Genomic DNA, 15,826 nt, shown 5'->3' on the forward strand with positions numbered 1-15,826 from the left:
GAGCGGAACCCCCGGAACGGCCGAGCCGGCCGGGGAAGCTGCGTAGATTGTCCGGGTGAGCATCTCGTGGGCCGACTCGTACGTGGGGCAGCTCCGGGCCCTGGCCGGTGACCGCACCCTGATGTTCGTCGGCGCCCGCGCCGTGGTGCGCGACAACGCCGCCCGGGTGCTGCTGATCCGCCGCTCGGACAACGGCCAGTGGGCGTTGCCGGCCGGCGCCATGGAGCTGGGCGAGTCGATCGCCGACTGCGCCGTCCGGGAGGTCCGCGAGGAGACCGGCCTGCGTGCCCTGCGGGTGTGCGCGTTCGCCCTCTACACCGGCCCCGACTTCACCAGCACCAACATGTACGGGCACACCTACCAGGTCTTCACCACGGCGTTCCGGGTCGAGGAGTGGGACGGCGAGCTGACCCGGATGACCGACGAGACGACCGACGCGGGCTTCTTCCCCCCGCAGGAGCTGCCCACCCCGCTCTCCGGCAGCGTCGTCGAGACCCTCGCCGACCTGGACGTCTTCGAGCAGACGAACCGCCTCATCCTCAAGTGACGGCGCCGGCCGCCACGGGCCGCCCGTCGGAGGCCGTCCCGGCCGGGCCGGTCCGCGCGCCGGACCGTTCCGCGCCGATCCCGGCCACCACCACGAAGGCGATGCCGGCCACCGCGCCGGGGCCGGGCACCTGACCGAGCGCGACCAGGCCGACCACCAGGGCGATGGCGGGCTCCAGGCTCATCAGCGTGCCGAACGCGGCGGTGGTGAGCCGGCGCAGCGCCAGCAGCTCCAGCACGAAGGGGACGACGGGCAGCAGCACGGCCAGCCCCAAACCGGCCAGGAGCACCGGCCAGGTCAGGTCGCCGAACACCGACGGGCCGACCACCACGGTGGCGACCAGGGCGGCCACCGGCATGGAGACCGCCAGGCCGCGGATGCCCGAGACCTCGTCGCCCACCCGCTGGGTGAGCAGGATGTAGGCGGCCCAGCAGGCCCCCGCCCCGAGCGCGTACGCCACCCCGACCGGGTCCGCGCCGCCGTGCCACGGCTCGGTGAGCAGCAGCACCCCGACCGCCGCGAGCGCCGGCCAGAGCTTGGCGCCGCCCCGGCCACGCGCCACGGCCACGCCCAGCGGCCCGAGGAACTCCAGGGCGCTGGCCGTGCCCAGCGGCAGCCGGGCCACCGCCGCCATGAACAGCATGGTGACGCCGGCCGTCACCACACCGAGCGCCACGCAGGCCCACAGGGCGGAGCGGGTGAACCCCGACGGGCGGGGCCGGACCACGACCGCCAGCAGCACCCCCGCCCAGGCCAGCCGGAGCCAGGCGGCACCCTCCGGACCGACCCGGTCGAAGAGGCCCACCGAGGCGGCCAGCCCGAGCTGGACGCAGGTCATGGAGGCGACGGCCATGGCGGTGCCGGCGCGGGCCGGAGTCGCGGTGCTCATGCCGACAGTAGAACCGGTCCGGACCGCTCACGTCCACGTGCCATTCCTGGACGAACCATTCGGCAATCATGAACAATCTGCGCCATGGACCTCCGTCGCCTGCGCCTGCTGCGGGAACTGGCCCGGCTCGGCTCGATGCGCCAGGTCGCCGACGAGCTGCACGTCACCACGTCGACGGTGTCGCAGCAGCTCACCGTGCTGGCCCGGGAGGTGGGCACCGAGCTGGTCGAGCCGCACGGCCGCCGCGTCCGGCTCACCCCGGCCGGGCGCCGGCTGGCTGAACACGCCGTGACGATCCTCGCCGCGGTCGACGCGGCCCGGCTCGACCTGGACCCGCGGGCCGACCCGGCCGGCACCGTCCGCGTCGCCGGCTTCGCCACCGCCGTCCGGCGCTCGCTGCTGCCGCTCACCGCCCGGCTGGCGGCGGACCATCCCGGAGTGCGCCTCCGCATCCACGAGCACGAGCCGGCCGAGGCGTACGCGGCGCTCGCGGCCGACGACGTCGACCTCGCGCTGACCTACGACTACAACCTGGCTCCGCTCTCGCCGGACCCGGCGCTGGACGTCACGCCGCTGTGGTCGGCGGCGTGGCACCTCGGGGTGCCGGCCGGCGCGCCCCCCGGCCCGGCGGCCGACGCCCCGGCCGTCTTCGACCGGTTCCGCGACGCGGACTGGATCGTCAACTCGCGCAACACGGCCGACGAGGCCGTGGTCCGGACCATCGCCTCGATGGCGGGCTTCGAGCCCCGGATCACGCACCGGGCGGACAGCCTCGACCTGGTCCAGGACCTCGTCGTCGCAGGGCTCGGCGTCGGTCTGCTCCCCGGCGACCAGCCCACCGCGGCCGGCGTACGCCTGCTGCCGCTGACCGGACCACAGGCCCTGCTGCGCGCCCACGCGGTGACCCGCCGCGGCCGGGCGGCGTGGCCGCCGCTGGCGCTGATCCTCGACCTGCTCACCGCACCGCCGCGCGACGCCGGGTGACCCACCGCCGCGCCCGCGGGGCGCCGGTCAGAGCATCGTCTGCGACTTGGACTCCATGTCGGCGGCGGCCTCCTCCTTCGACTCCCTGGTGAGGGGCTTGCCGCCCGGGGCGGCGGCCGTGCCGCCGAGCGGGTCGGCGCCGCCCGTCGAGCCCTGCGGGCCGGCGCCGCGCAGCTGCTCGTTCGGCATCAGCAGGGTGACCAGCACGGCCAGGATGGCGATCAGCCCGGTGGTCAGGAAGACCAGGTGCAGCGACTCGACGAACGAGGCCTGGATGGCGGCCCGCACCGGCCCGGGCAGCGCCAGGACGGTCGCCGGGTCGTTGATCGAGACGTTGGCGCCGCCGCTCGCCGCCACGGCCGCCCGCTGGTCCGGCGGGAGCTGGGCGATCGCCGCCGGGAGCCGGCCGGCCAGCTCGCTGCTGAGCCGGGACGACAGCACCGCGCCCAGGATGGCCACGCCGAACGAGCCGCCCAGCGAGCGGAAGAACGTCGCCGAGGAGGTGCCCGCGCCCAGGTCGCGCGGGTCGACGGCGTTCTGCACGCCCAGGATCAGCGACTGCATGCACAGGCCCAGCCCGACGCCGATCACCACCATGTAGCCGAATGCCGCCCAGAGCGAGGTGGCCACCTGGAGCTGCCGGAACAGCAGCATGCCGGCGACCAGCACGGTCGCGCCGGCCACCGGGAACCACTTGTACCGGCCGATCCGGCTCATCGCCCGCCCGGTGAGGATAGAGGTGAAGATGATGCCGGCCATCATCGGCAGCATGAGCAGACCGCTCTTGGTCGGCGAGGCGCCCTTGACGATCTGGAGGTAGAGGGGGATGAAGATGATCGACCCGAACATCACCAGACCGAGCACGAAGCCCGCCGAGTTTGCCAGCGCGAAGGTGGGGCTGCGGAACAGCCGCAGCGGCAGGATCGGCTCGCGTACCCGGGCCTCCTGGAGCACGAACAGCACGCCGAGCACCGCCCCGGCCACGAACAGGCCGATGATCACGCCGGAGCCCCAGGCGTACTCGTTGCCGCCCCAGCTCAACGCGAGCAGCAGGCAGCTCACCCCGGCCACCAGCAGCCCGGCGCCGATCCAGTCGACGGTGTGCTCCCGCCGCTGGAACGGGACCAGCCGCATGACGTGGTAGCAGACCACGATGGCGAGGATGGCCAGCGGCACGTTGATGTAGAAGATCCACCGCCAGTTGGTCTCCGCGAAGTAGCCGCCGACCAGCGGGCCGGCGACCGAGGAGATGCCGAAGACCGCGCCGAACAGGCCCTGGTAGCGGCCACGCTCCCGGGGTGACACCACGTCCGAGATGATGGTGAACGCCAGCGTCAGCAGGCCGCCCGCGCCGATACCCTGCACACCCCGGGTGATGATCAGCTGGGTCATGTTCTGCGAGAGGCCGGCCAGCAGCGAACCGAGCAGGAACGTGCCGATCGAGAAGAGGAAGACCGGACGGCGCCCGTACAGGTCGGCCATCTTGCCGTACAGCGGCGTCGAGGCCGTGGAGGCGAGCAGGTACGCGGTGACCACCCACGAGTAGTGGTTGATCCCGCCCAGCTCCCCGACGATGGTGGGCAACGCGGTGCCGACGATGGTCTGGTCGAGCGCCGCCAGCAGCATGCCGGTCATCAGGCCGAGCATCAGCAGGCGGATCTGGCGGGCGTGCAGCACGGGACGAGCGGCCTGGGCTGTCATCCCGCTTCCTTTCCCACCGGGGGCGGATCATGCCCCCGGTGGGAGAAGAAGTCAGTGCCTTCCCTCGGCGAACTCCTCGACGATCTTGTCGCAGAAGGCCGGCAGGTCGTCCGGCTTGCGGCTGCTCACCAGGCCGTTGTCGGTGACGACCTCCTGGTCGACCCAGTTCGCGCCGGCGTTGCTGAGGTCGGTGCGCAGGCTCGGCCAGGAGGTGATCGTGCGGCCGCGCACCACGTCCGCCTCGACAAGCGTCCACGGGCCGTGGCAGATCACGCCGACCGGCTTGCCGGTCTCGAAGAACGACTTCACGAACCGCACCGCGTCCGGGTCGGTCCGCAGGAAGTCCGGGTTCGCCACGCCGCCGGGCAGCACCAGCGCGTCGTACGCCCCCGCGTCCGCTTCCTTGGTCGTCACGTCGACCGGGTACTGCTTGCCGTGGTCGAGGTGGTTGAAGGCCTGGATCGAACCGGACTCGATCGAGACCAGCTCCACCCGGGCGCCGGCGTTCTCCACCGCCTCGCGGGGCTTGACGTACTCGACCTCCTCGACGCCGTCGGCGGCCAGGAACGCGATCCGCTTGCCCTGCAGTGTCGCTGCCATGGTGGTTCTCCTCTCCGGGGTGTGTCTGCACCCGTTCCCGGGACTGACCGCCCGAAACCGGACGCCGTGGGTGGCCCGCACCGCAGGTTTGGCCGGTCCCGCTCGGGGGACCCGAAGGGGCATGGCAGCAGCAGCGGAAGAGCGCCGGCTCGCCACCGTCGTGGCCGGTTGGCAGGGGCGTCCCGTGCTGGTCGTCGGCGACGCCATGCTGGACGAGTGGCGGTTCGCGGAGTCGGAGCGGCTCTGCCGGGAGGCGCCCGCGCCGGTCCTCACCCTGCGCCGGCGGATCTCCGCCGCCGGCGGAGCGGCGAACACCGCGGTCAACGTGGCCGCGCTCGGCGGCCGGGCCGCCCTGGTCGCCCCGGTCGGCGCCGACGTGGCCGGTGACGAGCTGCACGACTGCCTCGACCGGGCCGGAGTCTGGGACCGCACGGTCAACCAGCCCGGCCGTCCCACGCCGGTGAAGCGGCGGATGCTCGCCGGCAACCAGATCCTGCTCCGCGAGGACTCCGGCGACCCGGACGACGCGCTCGACGACGACGGGGTGGCCCGCCTGCTGACCGCGCTGCACTGCGCCACGGAGGAGCTGCGTGCCGCGGCCGCCGGGCAGCCGCTCACCCTTGTCGTCTGCGACTACGGCCTGGGCGCGCTGCCCCCGGGGGTGCGCGCCTGGCTGGTCGCCAACCGGGACCGGTACGCCACCGTGGCGCTCGACGCGCACGACCTGGCCGACTGGCGCGGGCTCAACCCGACGGTGGTGACCCCGAGCTTCGCCGAGGCGACCCGGCTGCTGGCCCGCGCGGCCGCCGGCTTCGGCAACGGGCACCGGAGCGCCCCGCGCGGCGCGACCGCCGCCGACCTGCACCTGGACCACCTGGCCGACCCGGCCGACGGTCCCTCCGAGCTGGTCGTCGGTGCGGCGCCGGGCGGGGCCGGTGAACGGGAGCCGGGCAGCCCGCACCCGACCTCCGGCGCCCCCGCGGCCGAGCACGGCGGCGGGATCGCCGGCCCGACCGGCGAGCCGACGCCCGGCGAGGGACGGGTGGCGCTGACCGGGGACGGGCTCACCGTCACCGGCACCGGCGTGACCGTGAACGCGGCGGCCGGCGCCGGCGTGGACCGGGCCGTGCTGGCCGAGTCCCGCCTGGACGAACTGCGCGAGCACACCGGCGCCGACGTCGTGGCGGTGACCCTGGACACCGAGGGTGCCGTGGTCGGCGGGGCCGACGGCGCACCCCGGCGCAGCCACAGCACGCCGGTCCCGGCCAGTCACGCCGTGGGGGCCGGGGACGCGTACCTGGCGGCGATGACCCTGGCGCTGGCGGCGGGGGCGAGCCTGCCGACCGCCGCGCAGCTCGCCCAGCTCGCCGCGACCATCACCGTCTCCGACACCGGCACCTGTGTGTGCCGCCGGGAGGACCTGCTCGACGCGCTGGGCACCGGGCCGGAGGAGGTCGGGCGCCCCACCCAGGTGGGCGCCGACGAGCTGACCGCGATCGTCGCGGAGCACCGCCGGGCCGGCCGGTCGATCGTCTTCACCAACGGCTGCTTCGACGTGCTGCACCCCGGGCACGTCCGCTACCTGACCCAGGCCCGCGCGCTCGGCGACCTGCTCATCGTGGCCGTCAACTCCGACGGCAGCGTACGGCGGCTCAAGGGCCCGGACCGGCCGGTCAACCCGGTCGAGGACCGCACCGCGCTGCTCGCGGCGCTGGAGTGCGTCGACCACGTGGTGGTCTTCGAGGAGGACTCCCCGGCGAAGCTGATCGAGGCGGTCCGCCCGGACGTCTACGTCAAGGGCGGCGACTACCCGCCCGAGATGGTCCCGGAGGCGCCGCTGGTCCGCCGGCTGGGCGGCCAGGTGCGCACGCTCGGGTACGTGCCGGACCGCTCCACCTCGGCGATCATCGACCGGATCCGGTCCCATCCGGTGGTCCCGCCGGTCGGCGAGGGCAGGCCGGCGTGAACCGACCGCTCGACCCCGGCGCGCCCGACGGGTTCCGCCGCCCCCGGCAGCTCGACGTGCTGATCCCCACCCGCAACCGCCCCGCCGAACTGGCCGTCACCCTCTCCGGTCTGGCCGCGCAGGAGGGCGTACCCGACTTCGGGGTGGTGGTGAGCGACCAGTCCGACGGCGCCCCCGCGTACGCGCACCCGGCGGCGGCCACCATGGTCCGGACGCTGCGCCACCGGGGCCACCCGGTGCTGCTGACCCGCCGGCTGCCCCGGCGCGGGCTGGCCGAGCACCGGGCCTACCTGCTGGACCAGTCGGCGGCCCGGTACGTGCTCTGCCTCGACGACGACGTCTGGCTGGAGCCCGGCACACTGTCCCGGCTGGTCACCGCCATCCGCGAGCTGGGCTGCGGGTTCGTCGGCAACGCCGTGCACGGCCTCTCCTACACGGACGACGTGCGACCGGAGACGCACGGGCACTACGAGGAGTGGCAGGGCCGGCCGGTGCCCGAGCGGATCCGCCCCGGCAGCCCGGAGTGGCAGCGCGCGTCCATCCACCCGGCGGCGAACCTGCTGCACGTCACCGAGAAGCTGCGGCTGCCGGCCGGGGCGTGGCGGGCGTACAAGGTCTCCTGGATCGGTGGGTGTGTGCTCTACGACCGGGCCAAGCTGGTCGACTCCGGCGGCTTCGACTTCTGGCGCCGTCTGCCCGAGCGGCACCAGGGCGAGGACGTGGCCGCGCAGCTCGCGGTGCTGGAGCGGCACGGCGGCGCCGGCGTGCTGCCCAGCGGGGCCTACCACCTGGAGTCGCCGACCACGGTGACCGAGCGCGAGGTGGAGGCGTGGGAGGTCGTGGTCGCCGCGTCCGACACCCCGCAGCCGGCCTGAGCCCTCGTTACTCCGCCAGCAGCTCGCGGGCCGCCTCGACCACCTCGGCCACCGGCACGTCGGCCACGAACGAGTCGCGGTGCGGGCACTCCCCGCCGCCCGGCCGGTGCGGATAGATGTCCCGCGTGCAGTCGATGCCGCAGACCGGGCAGTGGATGGTCCACGAGGCGATCGGCCGGTGCCGGACGCGCAGCGGCGTCGCCCCGTTGATCAGGTTGCCGATCCAGTAGATGCCGACCGTCGGCGCGCCCACCGCGGCGGCCAGGTGCAGCGGGCCGGTGTCGTTGGAGACCACCAGCGCGCAGCCGGAGTACGCGGCGGCCAGCCCGCCCAGGCTCAGCGTGCCGACCTGCGGGCGGACCGGCACGCCCGCCGCGGCGACCGCCTCGTCCACCGTCTCCCGCTCGGCGGGGGTGCCGGTGACCAGCACCTCGTACCCGTCGCCGGCCAGCGCCCGGGCCACCTCGCCGAAGCGCTCCGGCGGCCAGCGCCGGCGGCTGTCGGTGGCACCCGGATGCAGCGCCACCCGGGGCCGGGTCGGCGCGCCGAGCACCTCGCGGGCCTCGGCCCGGTCGGCGTCGGTCACCGCCAGCGCCGGGGTGATCGTCACGGCGTCCGCCCCGACCAGGGCCACGGCCTCCAGATAGCGGATCACCTCGTGCTGGTAGTAGACGTAGCGGATCCAGCGGTCCAGCGGCGGCGCGTCCTCGGCCCGCAGGCCGGCGGTGACCCGCGCCCCCAGCCCGGCGATGACCGGGTTGGAGTTGGCGCCCCCGCCGTGCAGTTGCAGGGCAAGGTCGAACTGCTCCTTGCGGGCCGACGCCAGGAAGTCCGCCAGCTCGGCGGGCGCCTCGTCCGGGCCGGGCTCCCGGATGCCGGGCACCGGCGGGACCATCAGGACCCGGTCGACCGGGCCGGGGCGGTCGCGCCAGAGCTTCGCGTGCCACGGCGCGCCGAGCAGCACGATCTCCGCCGACGGGTACGCGGCGCGCAGCGCCTCCAGCGCCGGCAGCACGAAGATGAAGTCGCCGAGCGCGTTCGCCCGCAGCACGGCGATCCGCTCGACGTCGGGGACGCGCTCGCCGACCGGGCCGAGCACCGACGACCGCTCCAGGTCGCGGCGCGGCGACAGACGCGCCGAGCTGGCGTCGTCGGACGACGGCTCCAGGTCGCGGCGCGGCGACAGACGCGCCGAGCTGGAGTCGTCGGACAGGGTGGTCACGCGACCCCTACGGCCGGTCGATCTCGTCGGCCGTGGTGTCCGGGTGGTGCAGCTCCCGGTCGGCGGCCGGGTCGACGAAGCCCCCCGTACCCCCGGAGGTCGCCCTCGGGCCGGTGCGGCCGACCGTGATGGTGCGCGGCGCCGGCCGGGCCGCCCGGGGCAGCCGCACCCGGAGCAGGCCGTGGTCCATCACCGCGTCGATCCCGTCGGGGTCCACCCGGGACGGCAGGTCCACCCGGTATTCGAAGCCCCTGGTGGTGAAGCCGCCCGGGATGCCCTGGTCGGCGTTGACCTCGGCCTCCGACCGGGCCCGCACGCACAGCTCCCGGTCGTCCAGCTCGACGGCCACCTCCTCGGGCGCCACGCCGGGCAGCCGGACGACCACCTCCCAGCCGTCGGCGATCTCGGTCAGCTCCACGTCCGGGCTGCCACCGCGACCACCGACGAGGCGGCTCAGCTCGGCGCGCAGCGACTGAAGCTCGCCCATCGGGTCCCACCCCTGCTGGCGGCCCCGCCAACCCCGACCGCCGCCACTCTGTTCCGTCATCGCACGTCTCCGATCCGCTGGGTCGCCGAGGGGGGTCGCAGCGAGCTGGGGGCATTCAGGTCGTGCTCCGGGTCGACGCCCACGCCCAGCCGGTCCACCAGCTCGCCGCCGAGCCACGCGCTGACGCCGAGAATGGCCACGGCGACCACCTCGATGGCGATCAGCGCGCCGCCGGCGGCCCGGGAGTCGGCGTTGAGCCGGACCACCCAGACCGCGGCGAAGAGCAGGATCACCGCGACGTTGGCGGCGGCGTGGGTGAGCCCGACCCGCTTGGCGCGGGTGCCGGTGGGCAGGGCGAGCAGGTCGAAGGCACCGGCCGCCGCGGCCAGCAGGCCGCCGACCAGGCCGACCGTGATGTTCCAGTACGCGGCCTCGCCGAGGAAGTCCGGCCCGCCCACGGTGTCGATCACGTCGAAGATCACCGCGGTCACCAGGAGGGCCACCGGGAACATCACCAGCATCGGGTGCACGGGATGGCCGAGCACCTTCAGTCGGCTCTCCATCTCCGCCTCCATCGCTCGCGGCGCGCTGCGGCTCAGTCCGTACCCCCGGGCTCCGGGGGCAAACCTCGCCGTCGACGCGCTCTCCTAGGCTGACGATGGCGGAAACCGGCCGTCGCCGCGCCGGAATCGCCGTCAAGGTCAACGGACGGGGGAGGCAGACGTGACGACACGGGAGATCACCAGCCCGGAGGAACTGGCGGACCTGCTGGGCGCGCCGACGCCGCGGGCGCGGGACAAGGAGCGCACGGTGCTGCACCAGCGGGACCGGGAGTGGCTGGCCGCCTCACCGTTCTGCCTGGTCGCCACGGCCGGCGCGGACGGCAGCTGCGACGTCTCCCCGAAGGGCGACCCGGCCGGCTTCACCCTGGTGCTGGACGAGACCACCATCGCCATCCCCGAGCGGCCGGGCAACCGGCGGGCCGACGGCTACCGCAACATCCTGGCCAACCCCCACGTCGGGCTCATCTTCCTGATCCCCGGTCGCACCGACACGCTGCGGATCAACGGCCGGGCCCGGCTGGTGACCGACGCGCCGTACTTCGCCGACATGGTGGTCAAGGGACACCGGCCGGTGCTCGCCGTCGAGGTGGCCATCGAGCAGATCTTCTACCACTGCGCGAAGGCGTTCCTCCGCTCCGAGCTGTGGCGGCCGGACACCTGGCAGCCCGACGCGCTGCCCACCCGCGCCCGGCTGGTCAAGGAGGTCGAGGCGCCGACGGAGAACCTCGCCGACCTCGAACGCCACTACGGCCCGGACTACGTCAACACCATCTACACCTGATCGCGCCGGCCGCCACCGGCCGGCCGGTGGCGGCGGCGATCACTTCGACGGCGAGAAGCGCGCCGGCACGCCGATGTCCGACAGCGCCCGGGCCAGGTGCGGGGCCGTCGTCCGGACGTAGGCCGCGCCGACGTGCGAACCCCCGCGGTAGATGAGGACGTTGCCGAACACCACCGGGCACCGGTCGGTCGGGCAGATGGCGTCGAAGAGGTCGATCATCTTCACCTCGGGCATCCCGGCCACCGCCTTGCGCTGCATCAGGAAGGCGGGGTCCTGGTCGTGGCGCGCCCGGTCGAACGCGCAGGCCGACAGGTCCTTCCGGTGCTTGTCGGCGCACTGCACGATCGCCGGGCCGGGATGCGGGTTGTTGGCGAGCACGACGACCTTCGTGCCCACGGCGTCGAGCTGCTTCCACGAGGACCGCACGCCCGCGACCATCGCGTCGACCGACCACCGGCCCGCGGCGTCCAGGGCGCTCCCCGCCGACTGCGAGCTCACGACGTAGTCGGGACGTTCCTCGACCAGCCTGCGCAGCAGCGTCCTGTTCCACTCCATGCAGTCGGTGTAGATCTTCTTGGAGCCGTCGGCCATGAGGACGCGGGCGCTGGTGAACGGGCACGACGCCTTGGCGGCGATCACCAGCTTCCAGTCGTTCTGCGCGGCGAGCACCTGGAACGCCGGCAGCCACTGGTCCATCTTGGAGTCGCCCACCAGGGCGACCGTGGTGGCCCCGTTCGGGTTGCCGTAGGTGCACGACAGGACCTCGGCTCCCACGACCTGCTGGAAGCATTTGTCCCGGTTGGTGTCGGGCACATCCATGAAGCCCTGCGCGAGCTGCAGGGGGTCCGGCGTGATGAAGTCGAACCGCTCCGGGACCGGACCGATCGGGGCGGTGCCGGGCGTGGTCGACAGCAGCGCGGCGCCGGGCGCGTACCGGCCTTCGGTCGGCACCGCGGCGGCCGCCCACACGCTCATGAGGACGAGGGCGAGGCCGGCGCAGATCCCGGCCAGCGTGAAGTTGCCACCGAGGCTCAACGCGAGGCGTGGCGACGTCGAGATGGCCCGCGAGTACCGCAGCGGGTTCTCCACGAGCCGGAAGGTGATCCAGGCGGGGACCACGGAGGCGAGCGCCACGGTCACGCCGCGGGCCAACGACAGGTCCCCCCAGTACGCGCCGGCCACGATGAGCATCGGCCAGTGCCACAGGTACAGGGAGTACGAGAGGTCACCGACCCAGCGGAACGGGCGCGTGCCGAGCACCACGACCGGGCCGCGGGAGCCCGCCGCGGCCCCGGCCGCGATCACCGCGGCGGCGCCGAGCGTGGGCAGCGCGGCGGCGTACCCGGGCCACGCCGTTGCCGCGGTGACCAGCAGTGCCGCCGCCACGATCGCGGCGAGACCGAGCCACCCGAGGACGACGGCCAGCGCCCGGGGCATGCGCGCCGCGCTGGTCGCGAGCAGGGCGATGCCCGCACCGACCGCCAGCTCCCACAGCCGGGTGGTGGAGACGAAGAACGCCCGCTCCGGGGAGGCCGCCGTCTCGGCGATCGACCAGGCGAACGACGGTACCGCCAGGACCGCGAGACCGACCCAGAGGACGGGCCGCACGTTCGTCCGCCGAAGCCTGCGCGCCGCGAGGATCGCGAGGATGATCAGCAGGGGCCAGACCAGGTAGAACTGCTCTTCGACGGCGAGCGACCAGAAGTGCTGGACCGGCGAGGTGACGGCGTTGTCGGCGGCCAGGTAGTCGACGGCCCGGTCGGCGAATCGCCAGTTCACCACGTAGATCGCCGCGGCGGCGACGTCGCCGCCGATCTCCTGCCACTGGCCCCGGGGGACGAACAGCCGGACCGCCACCGCGGTGGCCGCCAGCACCACCGTCGCGGCGGGCAGGATCCGCTTGGCCCGCCGCGCGTAGAAGCCGAGCAACGAGATGCGGCCGGTGCGCTCGATCTCGCTGATGAGCTGGCCGGTGATGAGGAAGCCGGAGATCACGAAGAAGACGTCGACCCCGACGAAACCACCGGGAAGGAACGGCAGCCCGGCGTGGTAGAGCAGCACCAGCCCGACGGCCACGGCGCGGAGCCCGGCGACGTCGCCCCGGAAGCGACTCGGCGAGGGCGCCCGGCGCGGCTCGCTCCCGGTGGCGATGCCCGGCGAGGCCGGGGCGGCCACCTTCTCGATGCTGGAGTTTCCCCGGGCGGGAACTGTCGTCAACTCCGGGGAAGTCATCACGATCCTCAAGCTCGGGGGCGCCGCCCCGGAACGATAGCGGCCGCTCAGCCGGGCCGGCAATCGCGCCGGCGCAGCTCAGCCTCGCCCCCGGCACCCGAGCCTTCCGCTTCGATTGGGCCGCGTCCCCCGGGGTACGGATTCCGGTGCAGACCACTGAACGACAAGGAGTGCTCATGGCGACGAAGGTCGAGAAGTCCATCGAAGTCGACGTGCCGGTCAGCACCGCGTACAACCAGTGGACCCAGTTCGAGGAGTTCCCCCGGTTCATGGGTGGCGTGCAGGAGGTGCGCCAGCTCGACGACCGGCGGATGCACTGGGTCGCCGAGATCGCCGGCGTGAAGCGCGAGTGGGAAGCCAAGATCCTGGAGCAGGTACCGGACCGCACGGTCGCCTGGGCCGCCACCAGCGGCGCCACCAACGCCGGCGCCGTCCACTTCCAGCCGCTCGGCACCGACCGCACCCAGGTCCGGCTCTCCCTGGAGTACGAGCCGGAGGGGCTGGTCGAGAAGGCCGGCGACAAGCTGCACCTCGTGGAGAAGCGGGCCGAGGCCGACCTGGAGAAGTTCAAGTCGTACGTCGAGGGCCGGGGAGCGGAGACGGGCGCCTGGCGCGGCACCATCGACGATGGCCGTACCCTCGGCACCCCCGGCGTGGAGCACGCCGCGTCCTCGCGCGGCGACGACGGCAAGGCCGGCGTCTCGGCCACCGCGGTCGCGGCCGGCGCGGTCGCCGCGGGCGCGGCAGCGGCAGCGGCCGCCGCGGCGGCCAAGCACCGCGCGGAGACCGACGAGGAACCCACCCCGGAACCCGAGACGGAGTACGTGGTGACCGACGTCCCCGCCCAGCGGAGCGCCGCCTTCCCGCCCGACCCGGCGGACCCGCGCCGCGCCCTCTAGACCTTCCACCTCCCTGCCGGAGCGAGCCCGGTGGACCGGCCCCGAGCCGTGTCCGCCGGGCTCGCTTCGTGTGGCGCGTATCGTTGCCGGACGTGACGGACCTCGGACCACGCCAGCCGGAGCTCACCGTTGCCACCCCGGCGGACCGCGAACGGGTGGTCGACTCGCTGGTCGCCGCCTTCGCCGCCGATCCCGTGCTGACGCATCTCTTCCCCGACCCGGCCAGCTATCCCCGGCACGCCGCCGCCTTCTTCGGGCACCTCTTCGACAAGCGCGTCGGACGGAACACCGTCTGGACGATCGGCGGGGGCGCCTCGGTGGCGATCTGGGAGCCGCCGAACGGGGCGGAACCGGAGCCGGCCGATCCGCTCGCCGCCCACCTGCCCGCCGACGCGCTGGCCCGGGTGCGCGCCTACGACGAGGCCGTCCACGCCGCGCTGCCGGCCGGCCCCTTCTGGTACCTCGGCGTGCTCGGCACCCACCCCGACAGCACCGGCCGGCGCTGGGGCCACGCCGTCATGCGGGCCGGGCTGCGCCGGGCCGCGGCGGACGGGCTGCCGGCGGTGCTGGAGACCAGCAATCCCGCCAACGTCGAGGTCTACCGCCGGGCGGGCTGGCAGGTGGTCGGCCAGGTCCCCGAACCGCTGCCGACCTGGATCATGCGACAGCCGGGCTGACCGCGGTCAACGCCAGGTCAACCGGCTGATCTCCCGCTGGAACTCCCTACGAGCGACGGAGGCGGCGCACGCTCTGGTCCGTAGCCCTCGGCGAGGCGGTCCGAGCTCGTGCGTTGCAGTGCCGGCGCCGGCCTTTACCCGTCTAGGGCTGGACGTCGTTGGAAAGGTTGATCCGGATCCCCGTGTTGCGGTATCCGGCGCGACCGAAAGCGGCCGCCATAGGCGCGTTACCCATGTCGGTGGTGGCGGTGATGTGCGACTCCCCGTTGGCCGCGTGAAGGCGGGTGATCTCGGCGAGCACCTCGTCCACGTAGCCGCGCCCGCGGAACTCCGGCACCACCCCGAGATAGCCGACGTTTACGTTGTACGAGGTCGCGGAGGGAATCGCCATGCCCGCCACCTCACCCTCGCGCGTGTAGGCGATCCGCCACCACTCCCGCTTGCCCGGCGCCCCAAGATAGAAGTCCATCTCTTCGCGCGCGGTCGCGTCCACGCCCTTGGCGGCCAGGTTCGCACGGGTCTGGGCGTCCAGGCTGCCCTCGGCGATTCTCCTGAACACTGCGAGGAACTCCTCGTCGGAGGCCTCGGCGAACCGCAGCCTGCCGGCCACGGAGGGCACCCCGTCGGCGGGTGCCCACTCGAACTGCAGCCGCTCCACCTCCCGGGTGAGGCCCGCCGCGTGCGCCGCCGCCCGCCGCCACTCCACGGCCGCCGAGGTGGCTGGATCATCGCGCCAGCCACCGGTCACCTTGATCCTGTACTGCACCGGCTCCGGGAACCCGGCCAGCGCGGCCCTGATCAGCTCGGCGGCGACGGCCGCACGGTCGCCCACGGCAGGATCCACGTCGAGGCAGTCGAGCGCGACCGGATGCAGCCTGCCCTTCGGCCCCCACCACAATGCCCGTCCCACGACCCGGCCGTCGTGCTCGGCGACCCAGGTCCATTCCGGCCGGTACATGTCCTCGGCCAGTTCAGCCAGGTAACGGTCGGCGGGGATCCAACCGACGGGCTCGGTCACGACCCAGGAGGTCACGCGGTCCAGGTCTGCCGGCGCGGTAGCGCGGTAGAAGATCACGTGCAGAGGCTAGCGAAGCTCCGCATCGTGATTCCCGTCCACCTGGTCGACCAGCGGCTGTTGATCGAGGGCTTGCAATTCGCTCCCGAGGAGGTGGTGCAGCTGCGGGCAGCGTGGGCGCGACTGCGGGACCGGCGAGCCGCCCGGGGCCGATCACCGCGTAGCAGGTGAAGTGCTGGCGACGGTAGAAATGGATCTCTTCGTCGGGCAGTCTCCGACCGGCCAACCTCCCGGGAGGGTCGGGCTGGCCGGGCTGACTCCGCACGACCTCTGGCACACCGCGGCGGGTCTCGCTGTCGCGGCGGGAGCCAACGTCAAGGCGGTACAG

At 73.9% G+C, this 15,826-nt stretch carries 14 protein-coding genes and 1 pseudogene; 7 read left to right on the plus strand and 8 right to left on the minus strand.

Going from position 1 to position 15,826, the window contains the following annotated elements; translation table 11 throughout:
* Positions 1-55 precede the first annotated feature (55 nt).
* On the plus strand, positions 56-547 hold the full coding sequence (locus NFX44_RS10290; RefSeq protein WP_262283277.1) for an NUDIX domain-containing protein: 492 nt from the start codon (positions 56-58) through the stop codon (positions 545-547).
* Here NFX44_RS10290 and NFX44_RS10295 read toward each other — a convergent pair.
* A complete protein-coding gene (locus NFX44_RS10295) occupies positions 540-1,436 on the minus strand; it encodes a DMT family transporter (RefSeq protein ID WP_262283278.1) in 897 nt (298 codons plus the stop codon). The two genes, NFX44_RS10290 and NFX44_RS10295, sit on opposite strands and share 8 nt — an antisense overlap.
* An 84-nt stretch (positions 1,437-1,520) precedes the next feature.
* On the opposite strand from NFX44_RS10295, the gene NFX44_RS10300 reads away from it, so the two are divergent.
* Entirely contained in the window at positions 1,521-2,420 is a 900-nt protein-coding gene (locus NFX44_RS10300) for a LysR family transcriptional regulator (protein WP_262283279.1), read from the plus strand.
* A gap of 27 nt (positions 2,421-2,447) precedes the next feature.
* Here NFX44_RS10300 and NFX44_RS10305 read toward each other — a convergent pair whose 3' ends face one another.
* Together NFX44_RS10305 and NFX44_RS10310 are read right to left on the minus strand one after the other, a co-directional pair.
* Positions 2,448-4,121 (minus strand): MDR family MFS transporter, encoded by a 1,674-nt coding sequence (locus NFX44_RS10305; protein WP_262283280.1) that lies wholly within the window; start codon positions 4,119-4,121, stop codon positions 2,448-2,450.
* 51 nt (positions 4,122-4,172) lie between these two features.
* Entirely contained in the window at positions 4,173-4,721 is a 549-nt protein-coding gene (locus NFX44_RS10310) for a type 1 glutamine amidotransferase domain-containing protein (protein ID WP_262283281.1), read from the minus strand.
* Positions 4,722-4,842: 121 nt separating this feature from the next.
* Here NFX44_RS10310 and rfaE2 point away from each other — a divergent pair, with 121 nt between their 5' ends.
* Together rfaE2 and NFX44_RS10320 are read left to right on the plus strand one after the other, a co-directional pair.
* On the plus strand, positions 4,843-6,687 hold the full coding sequence (gene rfaE2 / locus NFX44_RS10315) for a D-glycero-beta-D-manno-heptose 1-phosphate adenylyltransferase (protein WP_262283282.1): 1,845 nt from the start codon (positions 4,843-4,845) through the stop codon (positions 6,685-6,687).
* Positions 6,684-7,562, plus strand: coding sequence for a glycosyltransferase family 2 protein (locus tag NFX44_RS10320; RefSeq protein ID WP_262283283.1), 879 nt, complete (start codon positions 6,684-6,686; stop codon positions 7,560-7,562). The genes rfaE2 and NFX44_RS10320 overlap by 4 nt, the downstream gene beginning before the upstream one ends.
* A 7-nt stretch (positions 7,563-7,569) precedes the next feature.
* On the opposite strand, the gene NFX44_RS10325 is transcribed toward NFX44_RS10320, so the two are convergent.
* The 3 genes from NFX44_RS10325 to NFX44_RS10335 form a co-directional block, all read right to left on the minus strand.
* Positions 7,570-8,676 (minus strand): glycosyltransferase family 9 protein, encoded by a 1,107-nt coding sequence (locus NFX44_RS10325; protein ID WP_262283562.1) that lies wholly within the window; start codon positions 8,674-8,676, stop codon positions 7,570-7,572.
* A gap of 115 nt (positions 8,677-8,791) precedes the next feature.
* The gene (locus tag NFX44_RS10330) at positions 8,792-9,331 is read right to left on the minus strand and encodes an Hsp20/alpha crystallin family protein (RefSeq protein ID WP_262283284.1); all 540 of its coding nucleotides are present in this window, start codon (positions 9,329-9,331) and stop codon (positions 8,792-8,794) included.
* The gene (locus tag NFX44_RS10335; protein ID WP_262283285.1) at positions 9,328-9,834 is read right to left on the minus strand and encodes a DUF2231 domain-containing protein; all 507 of its coding nucleotides are present in this window, start codon (positions 9,832-9,834) and stop codon (positions 9,328-9,330) included. Before NFX44_RS10335 ends, NFX44_RS10330 begins: the two co-directional genes overlap by 4 nt.
* A 160-nt stretch (positions 9,835-9,994) precedes the next feature.
* Between NFX44_RS10335 and NFX44_RS10340 the strand changes: the two genes are divergently transcribed.
* Complete coding sequence (locus NFX44_RS10340) at positions 9,995-10,615, plus strand: pyridoxamine 5'-phosphate oxidase family protein (RefSeq protein WP_262283286.1); 621 nt, start codon at positions 9,995-9,997, stop codon at positions 10,613-10,615.
* 39 nt (positions 10,616-10,654) lie between these two features.
* On the opposite strand, the gene NFX44_RS10345 is transcribed toward NFX44_RS10340, so the two are convergent.
* A complete protein-coding gene (locus tag NFX44_RS10345; protein ID WP_262283287.1) occupies positions 10,655-12,847 on the minus strand; it encodes an acyltransferase family protein in 2,193 nt (730 codons plus the stop codon).
* Positions 12,848-13,023: 176 nt separating this feature from the next.
* On the opposite strand from NFX44_RS10345, the pseudogene NFX44_RS10350 reads away from it, so the two are divergent.
* Positions 13,024-13,473, plus strand: a pseudogene (locus NFX44_RS10350) (SRPBCC family protein); the annotation flags it as partial.
* A gap of 365 nt (positions 13,474-13,838) precedes the next feature.
* Positions 13,839-14,423 carry an N-acetyltransferase gene (locus NFX44_RS10355; protein WP_262283288.1) on the plus strand — a complete coding sequence of 195 codons (585 nt, stop codon included), beginning with the start codon at positions 13,839-13,841 and terminating at the stop codon, positions 14,421-14,423.
* Between the two features lie 142 nt (positions 14,424-14,565).
* On the opposite strand, the gene NFX44_RS10360 is transcribed toward NFX44_RS10355, so the two are convergent.
* Complete coding sequence (locus NFX44_RS10360; protein ID WP_262283289.1) at positions 14,566-15,498, minus strand: GNAT family N-acetyltransferase; 933 nt, start codon at positions 15,496-15,498, stop codon at positions 14,566-14,568.
* Positions 15,499-15,826: the final 328 nt, after the last annotated feature.

Origin of the sequence: Micromonospora sp. MA102, from assembly GCF_025460765.1 — a bacterium.
GTDB classification, from domain to species: domain Bacteria; phylum Actinomycetota; class Actinomycetes; order Mycobacteriales; family Micromonosporaceae; genus Micromonospora; species Micromonospora halotolerans.

Coding starts and splice junctions, on each gene's coding strand:
- NFX44_RS10295 (WP_262283278.1), bottom strand. CDS start 1,436: ATGAGCACCGCGACTCCGGCCCGCGCCGGCACCGCCATGGCCGTCGCC.
- NFX44_RS10300 (WP_262283279.1), top strand. CDS start 1,521: ATGGACCTCCGTCGCCTGCGCCTGCTGCGGGAACTGGCCCGGCTCGGC.
- NFX44_RS10305 (WP_262283280.1), bottom strand. CDS start 4,121: ATGACAGCCCAGGCCGCTCGTCCCGTGCTGCACGCCCGCCAGATCCGC.
- NFX44_RS10310 (WP_262283281.1), bottom strand. CDS start 4,721: ATGGCAGCGACACTGCAGGGCAAGCGGATCGCGTTCCTGGCCGCCGAC.
- rfaE2 (WP_262283282.1), top strand. CDS start 4,843: ATGGCAGCAGCAGCGGAAGAGCGCCGGCTCGCCACCGTCGTGGCCGGT.
- NFX44_RS10330 (WP_262283284.1), bottom strand. CDS start 9,331: ATGACGGAACAGAGTGGCGGCGGTCGGGGTTGGCGGGGCCGCCAGCAG.
- NFX44_RS10335 (WP_262283285.1), bottom strand. CDS start 9,834: ATGGAGAGCCGACTGAAGGTGCTCGGCCATCCCGTGCACCCGATGCTG.
- NFX44_RS10345 (WP_262283287.1), bottom strand. CDS start 12,847: ATGACTTCCCCGGAGTTGACGACAGTTCCCGCCCGGGGAAACTCCAGC.